17 protein-coding genes and 2 pseudogenes are annotated in these 22,024 nt (G+C 75.0%); 12 read left to right on the top strand and 7 right to left on the bottom strand.

Features of this window, described 5'->3' with window-relative positions:
- Window positions 1-43 precede the first annotated feature (43 nt).
- Entirely contained in the window at window positions 44-1,450 is a 1,407-nt protein-coding gene (locus tag AB7J25_RS05445) for a glycine--tRNA ligase (protein ID WP_428505668.1), read from the bottom strand.
- A gap of 211 nt (window positions 1,451-1,661) precedes the next feature.
- Here AB7J25_RS05445 and AB7J25_RS05440 point away from each other — a divergent pair, with 211 nt between their 5' ends.
- The gene (locus AB7J25_RS05440) at window positions 1,662-2,330 is read left to right on the top strand and encodes a collagen-like triple helix repeat-containing protein (RefSeq protein ID WP_428505666.1); all 669 of its coding nucleotides are present in this window, start codon (window positions 1,662-1,664) and stop codon (window positions 2,328-2,330) included.
- 96 nt (window positions 2,331-2,426) lie between these two features.
- Here the strand turns inward: AB7J25_RS05440 and AB7J25_RS05435 are convergent.
- A pseudogene (locus AB7J25_RS05435) lies at window positions 2,427-3,256 on the bottom strand (transcriptional regulator).
- A gap of 607 nt (window positions 3,257-3,863) precedes the next feature.
- Between AB7J25_RS05435 and AB7J25_RS05430 the strand changes: the two are divergent.
- From AB7J25_RS05430 to glgP, 4 genes and pseudogenes are all read left to right on the top strand, one after another.
- A pseudogene (locus AB7J25_RS05430) lies at window positions 3,864-4,645 on the top strand (SDR family NAD(P)-dependent oxidoreductase).
- 89 nt (window positions 4,646-4,734) lie between these two features.
- Window positions 4,735-5,517, top strand: a complete 783-nt coding sequence (locus AB7J25_RS05425) for a lysophospholipid acyltransferase family protein (protein ID WP_428505664.1) — start codon at window positions 4,735-4,737, stop codon at window positions 5,515-5,517.
- A 346-nt stretch (window positions 5,518-5,863) separates the two neighbouring features.
- Window positions 5,864-7,468: a phosphoglycerate dehydrogenase gene (gene serA, locus AB7J25_RS05420; protein ID WP_428505661.1), complete on the top strand. Its 1,605-nt coding sequence runs from the start codon at window positions 5,864-5,866 to the stop codon at window positions 7,466-7,468.
- A 139-nt stretch (window positions 7,469-7,607) separates the two neighbouring features.
- Entirely contained in the window at window positions 7,608-10,163 is a 2,556-nt protein-coding gene (glgP, locus tag AB7J25_RS05415; protein WP_428505659.1) for an alpha-glucan family phosphorylase, read from the top strand.
- 191 nt (window positions 10,164-10,354) lie between these two features.
- Here the strand turns inward: glgP and AB7J25_RS05410 are convergent, their stop codons facing one another.
- The 3 genes from AB7J25_RS05410 to AB7J25_RS05400 all read right to left on the bottom strand — a co-directional run bounded on the left by AB7J25_RS05410 (window position 10,355) and on the right by AB7J25_RS05400 (window position 13,225).
- Window positions 10,355-10,594, bottom strand: coding sequence for an FmdB family zinc ribbon protein (locus AB7J25_RS05410; protein WP_428505657.1), 240 nt, complete (start codon window positions 10,592-10,594; stop codon window positions 10,355-10,357).
- Window positions 10,595-10,644: 50 nt separating this feature from the next.
- Window positions 10,645-12,495, bottom strand: coding sequence for a histidine kinase (locus AB7J25_RS05405; RefSeq protein WP_428505655.1), 1,851 nt, complete (start codon window positions 12,493-12,495; stop codon window positions 10,645-10,647).
- Window positions 12,496-12,577: 82 nt separating this feature from the next.
- On the bottom strand, window positions 12,578-13,225 hold the full coding sequence (locus tag AB7J25_RS05400) for a response regulator (RefSeq protein ID WP_428505653.1): 648 nt from the start codon (window positions 13,223-13,225) through the stop codon (window positions 12,578-12,580).
- A gap of 171 nt (window positions 13,226-13,396) precedes the next feature.
- Here AB7J25_RS05400 and AB7J25_RS05395 point away from each other — a divergent pair, with 171 nt between their 5' ends.
- Window positions 13,397-13,774 (top strand): hypothetical protein, encoded by a 378-nt coding sequence (locus tag AB7J25_RS05395; RefSeq protein ID WP_428505651.1) that lies wholly within the window; start codon window positions 13,397-13,399, stop codon window positions 13,772-13,774.
- An 8-nt stretch (window positions 13,775-13,782) separates the two neighbouring features.
- Here the strand turns inward: AB7J25_RS05395 and glgX are convergent, their stop codons facing one another.
- Window positions 13,783-15,834 (bottom strand): glycogen debranching protein GlgX, encoded by a 2,052-nt coding sequence (gene glgX / locus AB7J25_RS05390; protein WP_428502875.1) that lies wholly within the window; start codon window positions 15,832-15,834, stop codon window positions 13,783-13,785.
- Between the two features lie 97 nt (window positions 15,835-15,931).
- Here glgX and AB7J25_RS05385 point away from each other — a divergent pair, with 97 nt between their 5' ends.
- The 6 genes from AB7J25_RS05385 (at window position 15,932) to AB7J25_RS05360 (ending at window position 21,090) form a co-directional block, all read left to right on the top strand.
- A complete protein-coding gene (locus AB7J25_RS05385) occupies window positions 15,932-16,696 on the top strand; it encodes an ABC transporter ATP-binding protein (RefSeq protein ID WP_428505705.1) in 765 nt (254 codons plus the stop codon).
- Between the two features lie 31 nt (window positions 16,697-16,727).
- A complete protein-coding gene (locus AB7J25_RS05380; protein ID WP_428505649.1) occupies window positions 16,728-17,507 on the top strand; it encodes an enoyl-CoA hydratase/isomerase family protein in 780 nt (259 codons plus the stop codon).
- 84 nt (window positions 17,508-17,591) lie between these two features.
- Entirely contained in the window at window positions 17,592-18,542 is a 951-nt protein-coding gene (locus AB7J25_RS05375; RefSeq protein WP_428505647.1) for a class I SAM-dependent methyltransferase, read from the top strand.
- The gene (gene macS, locus AB7J25_RS05370) at window positions 18,539-19,705 is read left to right on the top strand and encodes a MacS family sensor histidine kinase (RefSeq protein ID WP_428505645.1); all 1,167 of its coding nucleotides are present in this window, start codon (window positions 18,539-18,541) and stop codon (window positions 19,703-19,705) included. The genes AB7J25_RS05375 and macS overlap by 4 nt, the downstream gene beginning before the upstream one ends.
- Entirely contained in the window at window positions 19,702-20,352 is a 651-nt protein-coding gene (locus AB7J25_RS05365; protein WP_428505643.1) for a response regulator, read from the top strand. Before macS ends, AB7J25_RS05365 begins: the two co-directional genes overlap by 4 nt.
- Before the next feature lie 111 nt (window positions 20,353-20,463).
- Complete coding sequence (locus AB7J25_RS05360) at window positions 20,464-21,090, top strand: LuxR C-terminal-related transcriptional regulator (RefSeq protein ID WP_428505641.1); 627 nt, start codon at window positions 20,464-20,466, stop codon at window positions 21,088-21,090.
- On the opposite strand, the gene AB7J25_RS05355 is transcribed toward AB7J25_RS05360, so the two are convergent.
- Window positions 21,063-22,004 carry a nucleoside hydrolase gene (locus AB7J25_RS05355; RefSeq protein ID WP_428505639.1) on the bottom strand — a complete coding sequence of 314 codons (942 nt, stop codon included), beginning with the start codon at window positions 22,002-22,004 and terminating at the stop codon, window positions 21,063-21,065. The genes AB7J25_RS05360 and AB7J25_RS05355 overlap by 28 nt on opposite strands.
- Window positions 22,005-22,024: the final 20 nt, after the last annotated feature.

Here is a 22,024-nt window from a genome sequence, read left to right as displayed (position 1 = left end):
CCTGGCAGGAAGGGTAGCCGACCGCGCGCGCCCTCCTCCGCCGTCAGCAGCCGATCAGCCGCGCGGCGAGGTAGCCCTCGACCTGGTCGAGAGCGACCCGCTCCTGCGCCATCGTGTCGCGCTCACGGATCGTCACGGCCTGGTCGGTGAGGGTGTCGAAGTCGATCGTGACGCAGAACGGCGTGCCGATCTCGTCCTGGCGGCGGTAGCGGCGCCCGATCGCACCGGCGTCGTCGAACTCGACGTTCCAGTGCCGGCGCAGCTGTGCTGCCAGGTCGCGCGCCTTGGGGGAGAGCTCGGCGTTGCGCGACAGCGGCAGCACCGCGGCCTTCACCGGGGCGAGGCGGCGGTCCAGCTTCAGCACGACGCGCTTGTCGACCCCGCCCTTCGCGTTGGGGGCCTCGTCCTCGGTGTAGGCCTCGATGAGGAACGCCATCATCGAGCGCGCCACACCGGCCGCGGGCTCGATCACGAACGGCCGGTACCGGGTGCCCGACGCCTGGTCGTAGAACGACAGGTCCACGCCCGAGTGGTTCGAGTGCGTGGTGAGGTCGAAGTCCGTGCGGTTCGCGATGCCCTCCAGCTCACCCCACTCCGAGCCGGTGAAGCCGAAGCGGTACTCGATGTCGACCGTCCGCTTCGAGTAGTGCGACAGCTTCTCCTTGGGGTGCTCGTAGTGGCGCAGGTTCGCACCGGCGATCCCCAGGTCGGTGTACCAGCGCGTGCGCTCGTCGATCCAGTACTGGTGCAGCTCCTCGTCCGTGCCCGGCTCGACGAAGTACTCCATCTCCATCTGCTCGAACTCGCGGGTGCGGAAGATGAAGTTGCCCGGCGTGATCTCGTTGCGGAAGCTCTTGCCGATCTGGCCGATGCCGAACGGCGGCTTGCGCCGCGACGTCGTCTGCACGTTGAGGAAGTTGATGAAGATGCCCTGCGCCGTCTCCGGGCGCAGGTAGTGCATGCCCTCCGCTGAATTTTCAGTCTCCACCGGACCAAGATGGGTCTTGAGCATCATGTTGAACTCGCGCGGCTCGGTGTACTGGCCGCGCACGCCGCAGTTCGGGCACGGGACGTCCGAGACGTCGTTCTCCGCGACCTCCTTGCCGGTGCGCTCGGCGTACTCCTCGGCGAGCTGGTCCGCCCGGTAGCGCTTGTGGCAGTTCGTGCACTCCACCAGCGGGTCGTGGAAGGCGCTCACGTGGCCGGAGGCGACCCACACCTGGCGCGGCAGGATCACCGAGCTGTCCAGGCCCACGACGTCCTCGCGGGCGGTGACCATGCTCTTCCACCACTGCCGCTTGACGTTGTCCTTCAGCTCCACGCCCAGCGGCCCGTAGTCCCACGCCGAGCGCGTGCCGCCGTAGATCTCGCCGCACGGGAAGACGAAGCCGCGGCGCTTGCACAGCGCGACGATGGTGTCGATCTTGGCAGAGGTCGGCTTGACGGCCACGGGGTCGTACTCCTGGTGCTCGCGGGCGCGCCCGTGGATCGGGCGGACATCCAGGCTAGCCGCCCGGACCGCCCGGGTTGCCGGACGGTCAGGAAACCCTGGCCACGCTGCGGGTGAAGCGTCACCGCCGGGCCACTGCACGCGCGCCGCCCGCCGACGCAGCATCGATTCCGACGCGGCGACCAGGCCGCACTCGGATCGGAGGGACGACATGGTCGCCACTCGTACGCACAAGGTCATGCTCGCGGCCATCGGCGGCCTGCTGGGCGGGACGCTGGCCGTCGGCGGGTTCACCGCCTTCACCGCGGGTGCCGCGGAGCCCGTCCGGCCCGTCACGGCGGTCGCGCCGGCGGGGGACAAGCAGGGGATCGCGCGGGCGCCGCTCGGTGACGTGCTGCCCGCGGGGCCGGTCGCGGCGCCTGCATCGGCATCGGCGGCGCCGGCGGCGCCCGTCGGCGGGCTCGGCGGGGGCGCAGCGGAAGGGCCTGCGCCCGAGCAGGGCGGGCCGCCCGGCTCGCCGGCGTCGCCGGGGGCGCCGGGGCACCCGGGCTCGCCCGGGGATCCGGGCACGCCGGGGGATCCGGGCACGCCGGGGCACCCGGGGTCTCCGGAGGACCCCGGGACGCCCACCAACCCCGGCCCCTTCCCGCCCATCGACCCGCCGGGGGTGCCGACGAACCCGGGTCCGTTCCCGCCGATCGACCCGCCGGGGGTGCCGACCGGCGGGGGCCCGGTCGAGCCCGCCCCGGACCCGGTCGTGCGTGACCACCGCGACGGCGCCGACGAGGCCGGCGGCGCGTCCGGGGGCGTCGTCGTCAGCACCGACCCGATCGTGCGCGACCACCGGACACCGCCGATCGTGCGGGACCACCGCAGCTGACGCGGCTGACGTGGCTGACGCGACTGATGCGACTAATGCGACTGGCGCCCCCCGGACTCCTCACGGCCGACCGCGTGCCCGGCGATCAGGCCGTGATCAGGGCAGCCGGGGAGCGCTGACGCCCTCGGTGCCCAGAACGCCCAGCAGCGCCAGCGCCTCGGCGCCGTGGGAACCGGGCGGCGCGCTGTAGAGCATCAGGTGCTGGTCGCGGTCGGTGAGCGCGAGCGCGCCGCGATCGACGGTGAGGTCGCCGACGACCGGGTGCCGGAAGGTCTTCATGAGCATCGGCCGGGCCTGCACGTCGTGCCGCTCCCAGAGCCGGGCGAAGTCGGGGCTGCGGTCGCGGAGCTCGTCGATGAGCCCGGTCACCTCGGGGTCGGCCGGGTACCGGGCGCGGGCGGCGCGGAGCCCCATGACGACGTGGTGCCGGACTCCGCGGCGTCGGCGATCCCGCACCGCATCGCGGGCCCGAGGAACGCCCGGCGCGCGAGGTTGCGGTCCGCCGGGGCGCGCTCGGCGAAGTCCTCCATGAGCGCGGCGGCGAGGTCGTTCCACGCGAGCACCTCGAACGCGGCGGACGTCCCGAAGGCCGCGGTCCGCGGCAGTCGTTCGAGCAGCGCGAGGATTCTCGGCCGGACGTCACGGCGGTGCAGTCCGGTCCGGCTCGGCGCGGTGCCCGCGAGGACATGGAGGTGATCGGACTCGGCGTCCGTGAGCCGCAGCGCGTCCGCGATCCCGGCGAGTACCTCACCCGACGGGCGCGGCGCCCGGCCCGGCTCCAGCCGGACGTAGTACTCGGTGGAGATGTGCGCGGTACTCGGTGGAGATATGCGCGGTACTCGGTGGAGATATGCGCGCGCGGACCGCGACCTCCTCGCGGCGCAGACCCGGTGTCCTGCGTCGTACGCCCGGCCGGAGGCCGACATCCGCCGGCCGGAGCCGCTCGCGGCGGCTGCGGAGGTAACGACCCCAGCTCCTGCCTGTCAGGGTCTCGACCCGCCTCGCAGGGTCTCGACCCGCTTTGCAGGGGCTGCGGCCTTTGCGGAGCGCGCCCGGCCTCTGCGAAGCACGCCCGGCCTCTGCGAAGCACGCCCGGCCTCTGCGGAGCGCGCCCGGCCTCTGCGAAGCACGCCCGGCCGCGGTGAAGCGCTCACCCGGCCTCTGCGAGCTTCCGACAGGGCCGTGCATCGCCGCTGCCGCCGGCGCCCCCGGCCCCGCAGGGTCTGCTGCACGTCGCAAAGCCTCACGGCGCCTCGCAGGGGTTGCGGTCCGACCTCGCAGGGTCTCGACGCGCCTCGCAGGGGTTGAGCCCTGGCTTCGCAGGGTGTCGACGCGCCTCGCAGGGGTCGAGCCCCGACCTCGCAGGGTCTCGACCCGCTTCGCAGGGGCTGCGGCGTCTGCGAAGCGCGTCTGGCCTCTGCGAGGCTTGCCGAGTCCGCCCGGGGTCGTGATCCCGCTGGCTTCGCAGGGTGTCGACGCGCCTCGCAGGGGTTGAGCCCCGACCTCGCCCCCGGGCGGCTCGACGCTGTGGTCATGACGAACGACATCGCACCCGTCGGCCTGCTCACCGGCAAGGTCGTGTTCATCACCGGCGCCAGCCGTGGCATCGGCGCGGCTGCGGCCCGGCTCTTCGCCGCCGAGGGGGCCGCCGTCGTGCTGGCCGCTCGCGGCACCGACGCCCTCCAGCGGATCGTCGCCGGAATCCGCGCCGACGGCGGTGTCGCGGATGCCGTGACCATGGACCTCGCCGACCGGGCGAGCATCCGCGCCGCCGCCGCCGCCGCCGATCGCGTCGCGGAGCTGCACGGACGGCTCGACGGCACGTTCAACAACGGCGCGGCCGTCCAGCATCGGCCCGGTCCGCTCGACACCACGAGCGACGACGACGTCGACGAGCAGATCGCGGTGAACTTCCGCGCGCACTGGACCGCCATGACCGCCGAGGCCGCGCTCATGCGCCGCGGGCGGGGCGATCCTCAACACGTCGAGCATCGGCGGCAGGCGCGCGAACCCCGACCTCCCCGCGTACGGCGCCATGAAGCGCGCGCTCAACAGCATCACCGAGACCGCCGCCGTGACCTGCCCGTGACGGCATCCGAGTCAACGGCATCACCCTCGGCGACACCGCGACGGAGATGATCGACCGATGGGAGGCCGCAACACCGGGCATCGTCGAGCGGATCAACGCGTCGATCCCGCTCGGCCGGATGGCCGAGCCCCGCGAGGTCGCCGAGGCGGCAGCGTGGCTGCTCAGCGACCGGGCCGCCCTGGTGACCGGCGCGATCGTCCCGGTGGACGGCGGCGCGGGCGCCTGAAGGCCGTGGCGGCATCCGGCGGGACGCCCGCGCGTCGCGTCGATCACGACCCGCCCCGGCGGGCCCGGCGCACCGGTAGCGTGCCGCGCATGACGGGCCCGCGACCGGCTCCCCTCTCGCTGTGGCGCACGCTGGTACTCGCGGTCAGACGGCGGTGGCGTGGCTCCGGGTTCTGGTTCGGGCTCGCCATCGCCCTGCTGTGGGTGCCCACGATGCTGTGCAACCGGATCACGTTCCGCGGCGGTGAGCACGTCCCCCGTTCCGGCGGGGTGCTGCTGGCGTGCAACCACGTGTCGTTCTGCGACCCGATCTTCGACGTGGGGTTCACCATCTGCCACGGCCGCATGCCCCGCTTTCTCGCGAAGGCCGAGCTGTGGAACGTCCCGGTGGTGCGCAACGTCCTGGCAGGCGGCAAGCACATCCCCGTGCACCGCGCGTCCACGCGGGCCACGGACGCCTACCGTGAGGCGATCGCGGCGCTGCAGCGCGGGGAGGTCGTCGCGTTCTATCCCGAGGGCACCTACACCGCTGATCCCGACGGGTGGCCGATGAAGGCCAAGAACGGGATCGGCAAGATCGCGCTGGTCACCGGGGTGCCGGTGATCCCCGTCGCGAACTGGGGCACCCAGGACGTCCTGCCGCCGGACACGTCGCGGCTGCGCCTGTTCCGGCGGGTCACGGTGATGGCGGGCCCGCCGGTCGACCTCTCGCCCTGGCTCGGCGGCCCTCGCACGCGCACCGCCCTGGACGGCGCCACCGCGGCGATCATGTCGGACGTCACGGCGCTGGTGGCCGTGGTCCGCGATGAGGCGGTTCCGCAGCGGGCCCCGATCGACCCGGACGCGCGGCAGGAGCCGCCTGCGGTGGCCTGACCCGCCCGCGTCGTCCGGCCCGCGTCGTCCGGCCCGCCTCGCCCCGCCCGCGTCGTCCGGCCCGCCTGCGCGAACGGCACGTACGGGAAGACCTATTTCCCGAACGGGCCGTTCGCGCGGGTCGGGTTTCCCGAACGGGCCGTTCGCGCGGGTCGGGTTTCCCGAACGGGCCGTTCGCGCGAGCCGTGGCCTGGCGACCCGCGGCCCGCGACCCCGCCGTCCCAGCGCCCCCACCCCACCGCCGCGCGTGCCGGCGTATCCCCGCTCACGCCTCCGGGACCTGCCGGTCGCGCCGGAACTACGATCGACACCGACCTGACCGCCCCGAACCGGGAGCCCCAGCGCCGTGAGCACCGCAAGCCCGTCCCGTCCCGTCGTCCTGCTCGCCGAGAAGCTCGCTCCCTCCGCGGTCGCGCTGCTCGGCGACGACGTGGAGATCCGCCACGTCGACGGGACCGACCGCCCGGCCCTGCTCGCCGCCCTCGCCGAGGCCGACGCGCTCATGGTCCGCTCCGCCACCACGGTGGATGCCGAGGCCCTCGCGGTGGCACACCGGCTCAAGGTCGTCGCCCGCGCGGGCGTGGGCCTGGACAACGTCGACGTCCCGGCGGCCACCGCGCGCGGCGTGATGGTCGTGAACGCGCCCACGTCGAACATCGTGAGCGCCGCGGAGCACGCCGTCGCGCTGCTGCTCGCCGCGGCCCGCCGGATCCCGGCCGCCGACGCGAGCCTGCGGCAGGGCCAGTGGAAGCGCAGCGCGTACACGGGCGTGGAGCTGCAGGGGAAGGTCGTCGGCATCGTCGGCCTCGGCAAGATCGGCCAGCTGGTCGCCCAGCGCCTGGCCGGCTTCGGGGTCGAGCTGATCGCCTACGACCCGTACGTCGCGCCCGCGCGCGCCGCCCAACTCGGCATCGAGCTGATGACGCTGGACGCGCTGCTCGGCCGCGCCGACATCGTCTCGATCCACCTGCCCAAGACCGCCGAGACCCTCGGCCTCATCGGCAAGGACCAGCTCGCGCTCACCCGCAAGGGCGTGATCATCGTCAACGCGGCGCGCGGCGGCCTCGTCGACGAGGACGCGCTGGCCGAGGCGGTGCGCAGCGGCCACGTGGGCGGCGCCGGCATCGACGTGTACGTCTCCGAGCCGACGACGTCGAGCCCGCTGTTCGAGCTGCCGCAGGTGGTCGTCACCCCGCACCTGGGCGCGTCCACCGACGAGGCGCAGGATCGCGCCGGCACGGACGTCGCCCGCTCGGTGCAGCTCGCCCTGGCCGGTGAGTTCGTGCCGGATGCGGTGAACGTGCAGGTCGCGGGCGTGGTCGGCGAGGAGGTCCGGCCCTGGCTGCCGCTCGTGCAGAAGCTGGGTGCGGTCCTGTACGCGCTGGCCGGGGCGGTGCCGAGCGCGCTGACGGTGGACGTGGCGGGCGAGCTCGCGGCCGAGGACGTCTCGGTGCTGCGCCTCGCCGCGCTGCGGGGCCTCTTCACCAACGTCGTGGAGGACCAGGTCACGTTCGTCAACGCGCCCGCGCTGGCCGCCGAACGCGGCGTGCACGCCGAGCTCACCACGGCCCCCGAGAGCGCCACGCACCGCAGCGTCGTGCAGCTGCGCGCGGCGATGCCGGACGGGCAGTCGATCACGGTGTCGGGGACGCTGACCGGCCGCGCCCAGGTGGAGAAGCTGGTCGAGATCAACAGCCGCAACTTCGACCTGCGTGCCGAAGGCGACGTCGTGCTGCTGGAGTACGCGGACCGCCCGGGCGTGATGGGCCGGGTCGGCACGCTGCTCGGCGAGGCCGCGATCAACATCGAGGCGGCGCAGATCAGCCAGACCACCGACAAGGCGGACGCGATCATGCTGCTGCGCGTGGACCGGCCGGTCGATCCGGCGGTGCTGGTGCCGATCGGGTCCTCGATCGGCGCCACCACGACGCGGCTGATCTCGTTCGACTGACTGCGAGGATGGTCAGGCCGGGTCTCCCGGGCGCGCGCCCGGAGACGATCCGTCGAGGCCGGGGGCGCGTATCGTGCAGCCGGCCGTCGGGGCTGGATCGCTGGAACGATTCCGTCATCGATTCACGTAGGCTGCGCGGGTGCGCGCCCTCCGACGCTTCACCGTCCGTGCCCATCTGCCGGCTTCGCTGGCACCCCTGCAGACACTGGCGACCAACCTCCGGTGGAGCTGGCACCCGCCCACCCAGGACCTCTTCGCGTCGCTGGACCCCGAGGCCTGGGAGCGGGCCGGGCACGACCCCGTCCGGCTGCTGGGCGAGCTCTCCACGTCCCGGCTCGCGGAGCTGGCCGACGACGCGGAGACCGTCGTCACGGTGCGCGAGCTCGCCGACGAGCTGCAGGCGTACCTGAGCGAGCCGCGCTGGTACCAGATCGAGGGCGAGGACGACGAGTCGCTGCCCGCGGCCGTCGCCTACTTCTCCATGGAGTTCGGGGTCACCGAGGTGCTGCCGAACTACTCCGGCGGCCTCGGCGTCCTCGCGGGCGACCACCTCAAGGCGGCGTCCGACCTCGGCGTTCCGCTGGTCGCGGTGGGGCTGCTCTACCAGTCCGGGTACTTCCGCCAGTCCCTGTCGCTGGACGGCTGGCAGCTCGAGCAGTACCCGGTGCTGGACCCGCAGGGCCTGCCGCTGCAGCTGCTCACCCGCGAGGACGGCAGCCCGGCGCTGGTGGAGGTCGCGATGCCGGGCAGCCGCGTGCTGCGGGCCCGGGTGTGGCAGGCCGCGGTCGGGCGGGTCCCGCTGCTGCTCCTGGACTCCGACATCGAGGAGAACGAGCCCGACCTGCGCACCGTCACCGACCGCCTCTACGGCGGCGACCAGGACCACCGCATCAAGCAGGAGATCCTCGTCGGCATCGGGGGGGTGCGCGCGGTGCGCGCGTTCTGCGAGATCGCCGGTCATCCCGAGCCGGACGTCTTCCACACCAACGAGGGACATGCCGGCTTCCTCGGGCTGGAGCGCATCCGCGAGCTGCAGGACGGTGCGGGCCTGAGCTTCGACGAGGCCCTCACCGCCGTCCGCGCCGGCACGGTCTTCACCACCCACACGCCGGTCCCCGCCGGCATCGACCGCTTCCCGGTCGAGATGGTCAAGCACTACTTCGCCGACGGCGGACGGCTCCTTCCGGGCGTCCCCGTGGACCGGGTGCTCGCGCTGGGTGCGGAGTCCGACCCGGGCACGTTCAACATGGCGCACATGGGGCTGCGGCTCGCGCAGCGTGCCAACGGCGTGTCGAGGCTGCACGGTCAGGTGTCGCGGGAGATGTTCGGCGGTCTCTGGACCGGCTTCGACGCCGAGGAGGTGCCGATCGGTTCGGTCACGAACGGGGTCCACGGGCACACCTGGGAGGCGCGCGAGGTCACCGCGCTGCTCGGCGAGCCGGGCCCGGGCGGCACGGAGCCCCCCGGCCCCGTCTCCGACGAGATCCTCTGGGCGCTGCGCGGCACCCTGCGCGCGCGGCTCGTGGACGAGGTGCGCCGGCGCGTGCGGGCCGCGTGGCTGCAGCGCGGGGCCTCCGCGCCCGAGCTGGGCTGGACCGACCACGTCTTCGACCCGGAGGTGCTCACCGTCGGGTTCGCCCGTCGCGTGCCCACCTACAAGCGGCTCACCCTCATGCTGCGGGACCGGGACCGGCTACGCGATCTGCTGCTCGACCCGCACCGCCCCGTGCAGCTCGTGGTCGCCGGCAAGTCCCACCCGGCCGACGACGGCGGCAAGGCGCTCATCCAGGAGATCGTCCGGTTCGCCGACGACCCGGCCGTGCGCCACCGCATCGTCTTCCTGCCGGACTACGACATGTCGATGGCCCGCTACCTGTACTGGGGTTGCGACGTGTGGCTCAACAACCCGCTGCGCCCGCTGGAGGCGTGCGGGACGTCCGGGATGAAGTCGGCCCTCAACGGGGGGCTCAACCTCTCCATCCGCGACGGCTGGTGGGACGAGCTCTACGACGGCAGCAACGGCTGGGCCATCCCCACCGCCGACGGCATCGACGACCCCGTCCGCCGCGACGACCTCGAGGCCAACGCCCTCTACGAGCTGCTCGCCACGCAGGTGGCGCCCGCGTTCTACACCCGCGACGACGGCGTGCCGACGCGCTGGGTCGAGCTGGTCCGCCACACCCTGACGACGCTGCGCCCGGCGGTGCAGGCGAGCCGGATGGTGCGCGAGTACGTCCAGGACTGGTACGTCCCCGCGGCCAGGGCCGCCACCGAGATCACCACGGGCGAGTTCGCCGCCGCCCGCGAGCTGGCCGCGTACCGGGCCACGCTCTCGGCCGCGTGGCCGCGCGTGCGGGTCGGCGCGGTGGACGCCTCCGGGCTGCCGGACACGCCTGTCGTCGGCGCGCCGATGACCGTCCGCGCGGAGGTGCACCTCGCCGGGCTGGACCCGTCGGACGTGTGCGTCGAGGCCGCGATCGGGCGCGTCGACGAGGCGGACGAGCTGTCGGACGTCGTCGCCGTGCAGATGAAGCACATCGAGCGCACCGGGCCGGGCGGGGACGCCACCGCGGACCGGTTCGAGGCCGTCGTGCCGCTGCCGCAGGCGGGGCTCGCCGGGTACACGGTGCGGGTGCTGCCGGCGCACCGGCTGCTCGCCACACCGGCGGAGCTGGGGAAGGTCGTGCTGGCCTGAGCAGGTGCCGTGGCGGCCGGGTGCCCCGGTCGCGCCTGCGGGAGATGTTGCCGCCGTCGACGATCGCGTCGCCGGGGAAGAGCCGGCCGAGCAGGTCGCCGGGTCGGTGTGCCGCCGCCGGCACACACCGTGGTGTCGTCGCACATGCCGCCGACGGTGTGTGCGACGGCCGGGTGGTGTGTGCGGGCCGGTCAGCCGCAGCCGCACCCGCCACCGCAGCAGCCGCCGCGGGGCGGCGCGGGCATCCGCGCGGGCATCCCGCCGCCGGACCGGACACCGGACCGGACACCGGACAGGGCGACCGTCGACAGCAGCTTCACGGTGTCGTCGTGCCCGTCCGGGCAGGCGGCGGGATCACCGGAGGCGCTCATCGGCCGGTTGACCTCGAACGTCTGGTCGCATTCCCGGCAGCGGAACTCGTAACGCGGCACGGGGGAAGCGTACCTGCGCGCCGCCGGACGGACGCGGCGATCGGTGCCGGTCAGCGCGGGATCGGGAGCATCGCGGTGACGGTGGCGCCGTCCGGGCCCGCGGAGACGTCGAGGGTGCCGCCGATCTGCTCCACCCGCTCACGCATCGACCGCAGCCCCACGCCGGGTGTCCACGGGCCCGCGGAACGGCCGGGGTCGCGGACGGTGACGGCGAGCCTCCCGCCCTCGCGGCGCAGCTCCACGTCCGCCGTGTCGACGCCCGCGTGGCGCGCCACGTTCGTGACCGCCTCGACGGCCACCCGGTAAGCGACGACCTCCGAGGCCGCGGGGAGCTCGCCGAGGTCCTCGGGCGCGGAGACGGCGACCCGCAGCGCTCGGCCGTCCGCGGCGCGCAGCCGCCCCACGTGCTGCCCGATCGCCGCGGCGAGCCCGAGCTCGTCGAGAGCGCGCGGGCGCAACCCCTCCACGATGCGACGGATCTCCGCGATCGCCTCCCCGGCGTCGGAGCGCAGGTGGCGGAGCAGGTCGACGGCCTGGTCCGGGTCGCAGCGGGCGAGGTTGGCGGCCGCGTCGGCGCTGTAGGCGATCCCGGTGAGGGTGGGGCCGAGGCCGTCGTGGAGGTCGCGGCGCAACCGGCGGCGCTCCTCCTCCAGCGCGACGACGGCGGCGCGGCGCGACTCCTGCAGCTGCTCGCCGAGCCGGACCGCGTGCACGGCCTGCGCCAGCGGCGCCGCCACCAGCGCGAGGACGGACGCGGTCGCCGGTGCGAGGCGGAGCTGGTCGGCCGGCAGCGCGACGACGAGCTCGCCGACCTGCGCCGATCCGGTGCGGAGGGGGACGGTCGCGGTGCCCTCCACCCGGCCGTCGAGCGCCCCCGCCTCGGCGAGGACCCGGCCGTCCTCCTGCAGCGCGAGCCAGGGGACGCCGAGCGCGCCGCGCAGCGCGTCCAGCCACTCGCGCGGGCCGGAGCCCGCGGTCAGCTCGCCACCGAGCCGGGTGAGCGCGTCCACCGGGTCGGCGCGCCCGCCGAACAGCAACTCGTCCATGACGCCCCGCACCCGGACGAGCGTCGGGTGGAAGGCGGCGGCGACCGCGGCGACGAGCAGCCCCTGGACGGCCTTGCCCGGCGGGCGCCCGGCGAGCTCGAGCAGCGCGACCGCGCCGCCGTAGGCCGAGAGCACCAGACAGAGCATCACGGCGTACACCGAGGCGGTGCTGATCACCGCCCGGACGTCGACGACGCGGGGTGCGACGACGGCGACGGCCGCCGTCAGCGGCAGCAGCAACGCCAGCAGCGAGACCGCGATCGCGAGCGGCACGTCACCGATCCCGGCGGTCTCGGACGCGAACAGGACGAGCAGCCCGCCGAGGACCGACGACGACACGCCGAGGATCAGCCACAGGAGTGCGCGACGGTCGTCGCCCGCGGTGAGCTCGAACTGCACCCAGCCGCCGACGAGCACTGCGGTGCCCGTGACGATCCCGGCGGCTGTGAGCAGGCCACCGGCACCGGCGAGAGCACCGACGCACCCGGTGCCGCCCGCGCCGAGCACGGTGGCGTCGACGGCCCGCAGCGCTGCGGCTCCGCGGGTCCGCGGGACGACGCGCAGCAGGCCGAGCGGGATCGCGAGCATCAGGGCGGCGGCGAACGCGGCGTCCGCGATCCCCGGCAGACCCGAGGCGCGCAGCAGGGGTGCGGCCACGAGCACCGTCCCCGCGGCCAGGAACAGCGCGCCGGGCGCCCGTGCCCGGCCGAGTACCGCCGCGCCCGCGGCGAGGAACCCGCCGCCCAGGACGAGCGGGGGGACGTCGATGGGCGCCGCCCTGCCGCTCCACAGGGCGAGCAGGGCCACGACGAGGGGCAGTCCCGCGCCGGCGAGCAGCGCCGTGCGGGCTGTCACGGCGTCCGCCCGGACCGGCGCAGCGCCGTCCGGGCGCGGCGGCCGTGCTCGGGCGGAACGGCCGCGCCGCGCTCCCGCCCGGTCACGGCCGCTCCTCCCGCCCCAGGCCACCCTCGCGGGCCCGCACGATCGCCTCGGCCCGGGTCGCGACGCCGAGCTTGGCGAACACCGCCGAGACGTGGTTGCCGACGGTCTTCGGGGCGAGGCCCAGCGCGGCGGCGATCGCGCCGTTGCTCTCCCCGGCGGCGACCCGGTCGAGTATCTCCCGCTCGCGCGGGGTGAGCTGCGGGAACGGCGTCGGCGACGGCGCCGACAGGCAGGCGAGCAGCCGCTGCGCCACGCCCGGGCCGACGACCACCTGCCCGGCCACCACCGACCGCAGCGCGGCCAGGATCTCGTCCTGCTCGGCGCCCTTCAGCAGGTAGCCGCGGGCGCCGGCACGCATCGCGGAGAGCACGGTCTCGTCGTCGTCGAACATCGTCAGGACGAGCACCGCCGCGGACGGCACGGCCGCGACGACGCGTCGGGTCGCCTCGACGCCGTCCATCCCCGGCATCTGCACGTCCATCATGACGACGTCGGGCCGGGCCAGCTGGGCCTCGCGCACGGCGTCCGCGCCGTTCGCCACCTCACCGACGACCTCGACGCCGTCCAGGGAGCCGAGCAGGGCCCGCATCCCGCGGCGGACGACGGGATGGTCGTCGGCGAGCAGTACGCGGATGGGCGTCATGGGGGAATGATGGCCCGGCCGGGGCCGTCCGGGACCGGGTGAGGTTCCCGGGTGTGCCGGGCGATCTCCCGGCCGGTCCGGGAGGCGGACCCGATGCGCCGCGCGGCGGGCGCGCCCATCGTGTGCGGGACGGCGCCCCGCGACGGGGCGCCCCGACGGGGGGAGATCCCGATGAGCGCACCCACCGCGGCACTCGGCCGCACCCAGCGGATCGGCCTGGGGTTGGCCATGGTGCTCGGCGTGCTGGACGCACTGAACCTTCTGCTGACCCCACCGACGCCGCCGGGTGCCGAGGGCCCGCCGATCGAGGTGCTGATCGCCACGACCGTCCTGGGGGTGATCACGGTCGTGGCCGTGGTCTGGGCGTGGCGGACCGGCAGCCGGGTGGGCCTGCGGATCGTCGCGGGCAGCCGGATCCTCTCGGCGCTCACGGCGCTGCCGGCGTTCTTCGTCGAGGGGGTGCCCGCGGTGTTCGTGATCCTCGCCGCGGTGTTCGTGGTGCTCACGGTGGTGTGCGTGGCGATGGTGCTCGCCAGGCCCGGCCGCTGAGCGACCGGTCAGGGGGCCGTCCGCCGCAGCAGGAGCAGTGACCGTTCCGCCATCTCCAGCGTCGTCCCCCCGCCGAGCACCCCGGTCGATGCCGGGGTGCCGTCGGGGGTCGTCGAGTCCAGGGCGGGGACGAACCCGCCCGGCGGCAGCACCACCTCGCGGGGCTGCGACCCGCCGTGCAGGAGCAGCAGCCAGCCGTCGTGGTCCGGGCTGGGGTCGTCGCGCACGTCGAGCAGGAGCCCGAGGGTGTGCAACCCCGGGTCGTGCCAGTCGTGCCCGTAGAGGGTGCGCCCGTCGGGATGCCACCAGACGACGTCGCCCTCGGCGTAGAAGCGGTCCCGGTGCAGCGCGCGCGTCGACCGGCGGACCGCGGCGACCTGCGCGACGAACGCCGTGAAGGCCTTCGCCTCGTCCGTGTCGGCCCAGTCCACCCACGAGGTCTCGTCGTCCAGGCAGTAGGCGTTGTTGTTGCCGTGCTGCGTGCGCCACCGCTCGTCGCCGCCGAGGAGCATGGGGGTGCCGGTGGACAGCAGCAGCGTGGCGAGCATCGCCCGGGCGGTGGCGAGCCGGCGTGACACGACCTCGGGGGCGTCCGTCTCGCCCTCGACCCCGAAGTTCTGGGAGCGGTTGTCGTCGGTGCCGTCGCGGTTGTCCTCGCCGTTGTCCTCGTTGTGCTTGCGCTCGTAGGAGACGAGGTCGCGCAGCGTGAACCCGTCGTGCGCGGTGACGAAGTTGATCGACGCCCACGGCCGACGCCCGGAGAGGCGGTACAGGTCGGAGCTGCCGGTGAGGCGGGACGCGATCTCGCCGACGGTGCCGCTGCCGCGCCAGAAGTCGCGCACGGCGTCGCGGTAGCGGCCGTTCCACTCCGACCACGCCACCCCGAACCCGCCGACGCGGTAGCCCTCGCCGGTGGCGTCCCACGGCTCGGCGATCAGCTTGCAGCCCGACAGGACGGGGTCCACGGCGATCGCGGTGAGCATCGGGGCGTGCGGGTCGAACACGCCGGAGCGCGGCCTGCCGAGCACGCTCGCGAGATCGATGCGGAAGCCGTCCACGCCGTAGGCGGTGACCCAGTGGCGCAGCGCGTCGCACACCAGCCGGATCACGGTGGGGGAGCCGGAATCCAGGGTGTTGCCGGTGCCGGTGATGTCGGCGTCGTGCCCGCCGCCGCCCAGCGAGTAGTAGGCGGGGGCGTCGAGGCCGCGGTAGCAGAGCGTGGTGCCGGCGACGCCGCCCTCGGCGGTGTGGTTGGGCACGACGTCGAGGATCACCTCGATGCCCGCGACATGCAGCGCCTCGACCATCGCCCGGAACTCCGCGACCTCCGCCCCCGGCACGCTCGCGAACCGCGCGTCCGGGGCGAGGAACCCCAGCGTCGAGTAGCCCCAGTAGTTGACGCGCCCGCGTTCCAGGAGCGGCGGTTCGGTGGCGCCGGCCGCCACCGGCAGCAGTTCGACGGCGGTGACACCGATCCGCGAGAGGTGCTCGACGACGGCCGGGTGGGCGAGCCCCAGGTAGGTGCCGCGCTGCGCCGGCGGGACCTCCGGGTGGCACATCGTGTAGCCGCGGACGTGCAGCTCGGCGATCACGGTCTCCGACCACGGGACGTCCGGGCGGGGGGTGAGGACGGGCTCGTCCGGCGCCGTGACGACCGACAGCGGGACGTGGCCCAGCGAGTCCAGGGGGCTCGGCTCGCCGGTCATCGGGTCGTCGATCCAGCCCCGGGCGGCGGCGAGGCTCGTGACGCGCCCCGACACGCGGCGGGTGTACGGGTCGAGCAGGATCTTCGCCGGGTTGGCCCGCACGCCCGTGAACGGCTCGTAAGGGCCGTGCACGCGGTAGCCGTACCGCTGGCCGGGGCGCACGCCGGGAACGTGGCCGTGCCAGACACCGAAGGTGTGCTCGGGCAGCTCCACCCGGCGCTCGGTGAGATCGCCGTCCGGCCCGTCGACGAGGCACACCTCGACGGCCTCGGCGTGCGCCGACGCGACGGCGAACCGCGCCCCGTCCCTGTCGCCATGGGTGTCGACATGGGCGCCCAACGGGAAGACCGGCACGGTGAGCCAGGATAGGGCCGTGGCCGCAGCCGAACCGCCCACCGAGACCCTCCTCACCCGCGAGCCGGAGCCGGACCTGACCGACCTGGTGGTCCGCATGGACGGCATCGGCGTCCGCCGCGGCACCGCCACCCTGCTCACCGGCGTGGACTGGGCGGTGGAGCTCGACGAGCGCTGGGTGGTGCTCGGGCCCAACGGCGCGGGCAAGACCACCCTGCTGCGCCTGGCCGCCGCGGAGCTGCACCCCACCGAGGGGGTGGTGCACGTGCTCGGCGAGCGGCTCGGCCGGGTCAACGTGTTCGACCTGCGCACCCGGATCGGGCTCTGCTCGGCCGCGCTCACGCAGCGGGTGCCGGGCGACGAGACGGTGAGCGACGTCGTCGTCAGCGCCGGCTACGGCGTGCTCGGGCGGTGGCGGGAGCGCTACGACCGCGGCGACGTCGACCGGGCCGCGGCCCTGCTCGACGCCCTCGGGATGGCGGGGTTCGGTGGGCGGGCGTTCGGCACGCTCTCCTCCGGCGAGCGCAAGCGCACGCTGATCGCGCGGGCGCTGATGACCGATCCCGAGCTGCTGCTGCTCGACGAGCCCGCCGCCGGGCTGGACCTCGGCGGCCGGGAGGACCTGCTCGCCCGGCTCACCGCGCTCGCCGCGGACCCGGACGCCCCGGCGTCGGTGCTGGTAACCCACCATGTCGAGGAGATCCCGGCCGGGTACTCCCACGGGCTGCTGCTGCGCGAGGGCCGGATCGTCGCCGCGGGGCTGCTCGACGACGTCCTGACCGACGAGGCGCTCTCGGAGACGTTCGGCCTGCCGCTTCGGGTGCAGGGCCGCCGCGGCCGGTACGCGGCCCGGATGCGCTGATCTCCCGGGAACGAGCAGCTATGGTCCGGCCGTGACGGAATTCGTGAGGCTCGAGGTCGACGGCGGTGTCGGGACGATCCGGCTGGACCGCCCGCCGATGAACGCGTTCAGCCGCCAGGTGCAGGAAGAGCTGAGGGAGTGCGCGCAGGAGGCGTCCCGACGCGCGGACGTGCGCGCGGTGGTCGTCTACGGCGGGGAGAAGGTGTTCGCCGCGGGCGCGGACGTCAAGCAGATGGCGACCATGACCTACGCGGACATGGCACCGGTCGCCCGGCGGCTCTCGGCGTGTTTCGGCGCCGTGTCCGAGATCCCCAAGCCGACGGTCGCGGCGATCACCGGCTACGCCCTCGGGGGCGGCCTGGAGGTGGCGCTCGGGGCGGACCGGCGGGTGTGCGGGGACAACGCCAAGCTCGGCCAGCCGGAGATCCTGCTCGGCCTCATCCCGGGCGGTGGCGGCACGCAGCGGCTCGCGCGGCTGATCGGGGCACCGCGGGCGAAGGACCTGATCTACACGGGCCGGATGGTGGGCGCTCAGGAGGCGCTCGCGATGGGGCTGGTCGACGAGGTGGTCCCGGCCGACGAGGTGTACGCGACGGCGCGGCGGTGGGTCGAGCAGTTCGTCGACGGGCCCGCTGCGGCGCTCGCGGCGGCGAAGAAGGCGATCGACGGCGGCCTGGACGTGGACCTGCGGACGGGCCTGGATCTGGAGTCCGAGGTGTTCGCCGCGCTCTTCGCCACGGAGGACGGGCGCCACGGCATGGCGTCGTTCGTCGACAACGGGCCGGGGAAGGCGCAGTTCACGGGGCGCTGACGGCCGTGATCACCGGTCCAGTGCGGAATGCGACGCCCGGATGGTGATCACGGTGCGACGAGCGGCTCTGGAAGGGTGTCGACCATGACCGCCGACCCCCTCCCGAACCCGCACGCCTCGGCCGAGGAGGTGGAGGCCGCGCGCCACGATCCGAAGCTCGCGAACGTGCTCTACCACGACTGGGAGGCCGGCTCCTACGACGAGAAGTGGTCGATCTCCTACGACGAGCGCTGCGTCGCCTACGCCGCGGACCGCTTCCGGTACGTCGCTGGCGAGGGCGGCTGGCCCTACCCCCGCGCCCTGGAGCTGGGTTGTGGCACGGGGTTCTTCCTGCTCAACCTCATGCAGGCCGGGGTGGCCACGACCGGCTCGGTGACGGACCTGTCCCCGGGCATGGTGGCCGCGGCGCTGCGCAACGCCGCGGGGCTGCGCCTGCCGGTGGACGGGCGGGTCGCCGACGCCGAGCGCATCCCCTACGACGACACCACGTTCGACCTGGTGGTCGGGCACGCGGTGCTGCACCACATCCCGGATGTCGAGCTGGCGCTGCGCGAGGTGCTGCGGGTGCTCAAGCCCGGCGGGCGGTTCGTCTTCGCGGGCGAACCGACGCGGATCGGGGACGCCTACGCGCGCCGCCTCGGCGGGATCACCTGGAAGGCCGTCACCACGGTCACCCGCGTGCCCCCGCTGCGCGGGTGGCGACGCCCGCAGGCCGAGCTGGACGAGTCGTCGCGGGCGGCGGCCCTGGAGGCGCTCGTCGACCTGCACGTCTTCGACCCGGACGCGCTGGAGGCCACCGCCCGGCGCGCCGGTGCCGCCGGGGTCCGGGTGGTCACCGAGGAGCTGACGGCGGCGATGTTCGGGTGGCCGGTGCGCACGTTCGAGGCCGCGGTGCCGCCGGGGCGGCTCGGCATCCGGTGGGCGATGTTCGCCTACCGCGGCTGGCAGCGGCTCTCCGCGCTGGACCGGCGGCTCGCGCGGGTGGTCCCGCGCGCCTGGTTCTACAACGCGCTGGTGACCGGTACCCGGCCGTGACGTTCCCCGCGGGCGCGGTCGAGCAGCCCCTGGAGCCGCTGTGGCGGGGGCTGGTCGTCTACCGGGTGCTGACCTTGGCCAGCGCCGTCGTGGTCGCGGGGCTGTCGCTGGACGAGTACGCGCGGCCGGGCGTGGCGGTGGCCGTCCTGGTGGTGATGGCCGGGTGGACGGCGGCCACCGCCTGGGGATACGCGCTGCGCCCGCTCGGCAGCCGCCCGGCCGCTCGCGGTGAGCCCGCGCCCCGGGACCGGCGCGGCCTGCTGGCCGTCGCCGATCTGGCCGTCACCGTCGCGGTGATGGCCACCACGCCGCTGGTGCAGACCCCGGCGCAGCTGGCCGCCGACGCCCCCGTCATGGGTTCCATCTGGACGCCCGGTGCGGCGCTCGCCTGCGCGCTGGCCTACGGCGTCGCGGGCGGGCTCGCCGGGGCGGCCGTGCTGTCGGCGGCGCTGGTGGCGGTGTCGGCGCGGCTCGGCACCGAGGTGGGCGACATCCTGCTCGTCGTGCTCACCGCGCTCACGGTCGGGTTCGCCGCCACGGTGCTGCGCCGCTCGGCGGAGCGGGTGCGGCGTGCGGTCGCCGAAGCCGCGGCCGCGGCCGAACGCGAACGGCTCGCCCGTGCCGTCCACGACGGGGTGTTGCAGGTCCTCGCGCACGTCAAGCGCCGGGGCACCCAGCTCGGCGGGGACGCGGCGGAGCTGGGCTCGCTCGCGGGGGAGCAGGAGATCGCCCTGCGCACGCTGCTCATCACCGGCCCGTCGGTCGCCGACGCGGAGGGCCGTCGCGACCTCGCGGCCGCCCTGCGCGGCCTCGCGTCGGGCCGCGTGACGGTCGCCGCGCCCGCGCACCCCGTCCCGCTGCCGGCGCGCGACGTGGACGAGCTGGTGGCGGCGGTGGCGGCGGCGCTGGCCAACACCGCGCTGCACGCCGGGTCGGCGCAGGCGTGGGTGTTCCTGGAGGACGCCGGGGACGCGGTCGAGATCAGCGTGCGCGACGACGGCCCCGGCATCCCCGACGGCAGGCTCGCCGCCGCGGAGGCCGAGGGCCGCATCGGCGTCGCCCGCTCCATCCGCGGCCGCGTCGCGGACCTCGGTGGCACGATCACGCTCGACACCGGACCGGACCGGGGGACGGAATGGACGATCACGGTCACGAAGAGATGATCACGGTGATGGTGGTGGACGACCACCCCATCTGGCGCGAGGGCGTGGCCCGCGACCTCACCGAGCGCGGTGTGCCGGACCGGATCGAGGTCGTCGCCACGGCCCCGGACGCCGCAGCCGCCGTCCGGATCGCGAAGGCCACCCGGCCCCGCGTCGTGCTCATGGACCTCGACCTCGGCGCCGGCTCGGGGGTCACCGCGATCCGGGAGATCCTCGCCGCCCTGCCGGCGACGCACATCCTCGTGCTCTCGGCGAGCGGCGAGCACGCCGACGTGCTGGAGGCGGTGAAGGCCGGTGCCACCGGGTACCTGGTGAAGTCCGCGAGCGCGGAGCAGCTGCTCGACGCCGTACGCCGCACCGCGGACGGCTACGCGGTGTTCACACCGGGCCTCGCCGGGCTGGTGCTGGGGGAGTACCGGCGGTTGGAGTCCGACCCGGGCGCCTCCGTGCCCGTGCTCACCCCGCGCGAGACCGAAGTGCTGCGGCTGGTCGCGAAGGGCCTCACGGCGCGCCAGATCGGTGAGCGGCTCGTCGTCTCGCACCGCACGGTCGAGAGCCACGTGCAGTCCACCCTGCGCAAGCTCCAGCTGCACAACCGCGCCCAGCTCGTCCGGTACGCGATCGAGCAGGGGCTGGCCGACGACTGACGGGCGGGGCCCGATGCGTGGGGCCGGGCCCGGCCGCGCCTGCACCGGGTCCGCCGCACGTTCGGGTGGACGTCCCGCCGCGGCGCGGGGGGATCGGCGAGGATCGCGGCGATGCGCGTGGTCACGGGCGCGACACCGGTCGCGGTGATGCTGGTGGACCCGACCGAGCCGCACCTCGCGGAGCTTCTCGGCGCGGGCGGGTTCGCCGTCCACGTCTGCGGGCCCGGCGACCTCGTGCAGGTCGCGACGATGCTGTGCCCGCACGTCGTGGTGATCGACCTCGACGGCGCAGCGGGCACCGCGGCGGTCGAGACGCTCACCACGACGTTGCCCCGCCTGCCTGTCCTCGCCCTGTCCTCCGCGGGGGGCGCCGCCGCCGTCCTCGCCGCCGTGCGGTCGGGCGTCGCGGGGTACGCGCTGCGTGGCTCGCCGGCGTCGTGGCTGGTCGAGGCGGTCCGGCGGACCGCGGCGGGGGACGCCGTCTACTCGCCGGGGCTCGCGGCGTCCGTCCTCGAGCAGCACGCGGCCGGTGCGGTCGACGGGCCCGCACGGCTCACCGGTCGCGAGGCCGACGTGCTGGCGTTGGTCGTCGCCGGGCACACCGCGCGCCAGATCGCCACCCGCCTCACGCTCTCCCCGCGGACGGTGGAGAACCACGTCAACAACATGCTCCGCCGCTTCGACGTGCCCAACCGGGCCGCCCTCGTGCGCTACGCCATCGAGAACGGGCTGGCCTGAGCGAGCCTGCGCAGGATCTCGGCCAGCACCTCGGGGGCGCCGCCGACCGGGTCCACGGCGACCTCGACCGTCGGCCCGGCCGCGACCCGGACGGTGGCGCCTCGGGCAGGGCCGAGGTCGCACGCCACCTGCAGGGCCATCGGCTCGGTGCGCAGCGTCCCCGGCACGATCGCTTCCAGCACGGCGACGGCGTCGTGCAGGGCGACGGCGTCGCGGCCGTAGCGGCGGCGGAACGCGGCGCGGTAGTGGGTGAGCACCGAGGCGAGCCGGGCGAGATCCGGGCCCGCCGCGGCCAGCGCGTCCAGCCACGCGCCGTCCGCCGGGCAGCGCATGGTGAGGTCCAGGGGCACGAGCGTCACCGGCACGTCGGTCTGGGTGAGCACCCGGTGCGCGGCCTCGGGGTCGGAGTGGATGTTGAACTCGGCGACCCCCGACGTGTTGCCCGCCCCGAGGGCCCCGCCCATCACGACGATCCGTTCGATCCGGTCCGCCAGCTCGGGGAAGCCCGCGAGCAGGACGGCGACGTTGGTGAGCGGGCCGATCGGGGCGATGGTGACGGGGCGGTCGGCACCGCGCAGGACGTCGGCCATGAGCGCGACGGCGCCGCGCGCGTCCACCGGCGGCCCGGCGGGCAGCGTCGCCGCCCGCCCGCCGAGGCCGTCGTCGCCGTGCCAGGCTTCCGCCCGCTCCCGCTGGGGGTGCACGAGCGGGCGAGCGGCGCCGACGCCCACGGGGACGTCCGGACGGCCGGCGAGGGCCAGCACGCGGCCCGCGTTGCGGGTGGTCGCGTCGAGCCCGACGTTGCCGAACACCGTCGTCACCGCGCGCAGGTCGACCTCGGGGGAGGCGGCGGCCAGCATGAGGGCGACGGCGTCGTCCACGCCCGGGTCGGTGTCGACGATCAGGGGATCCACGGCCGCGACGATGCGCCATC

The sequence above is a fragment of the Pseudonocardia sp. genome, assembly GCF_050246655.1.
Taxonomy (GTDB): Bacteria; Actinomycetota; Actinomycetes; order Mycobacteriales; family Pseudonocardiaceae; genus Pseudonocardia.
This window is presented reverse-complemented; position numbering and strand designations above follow the sequence as displayed.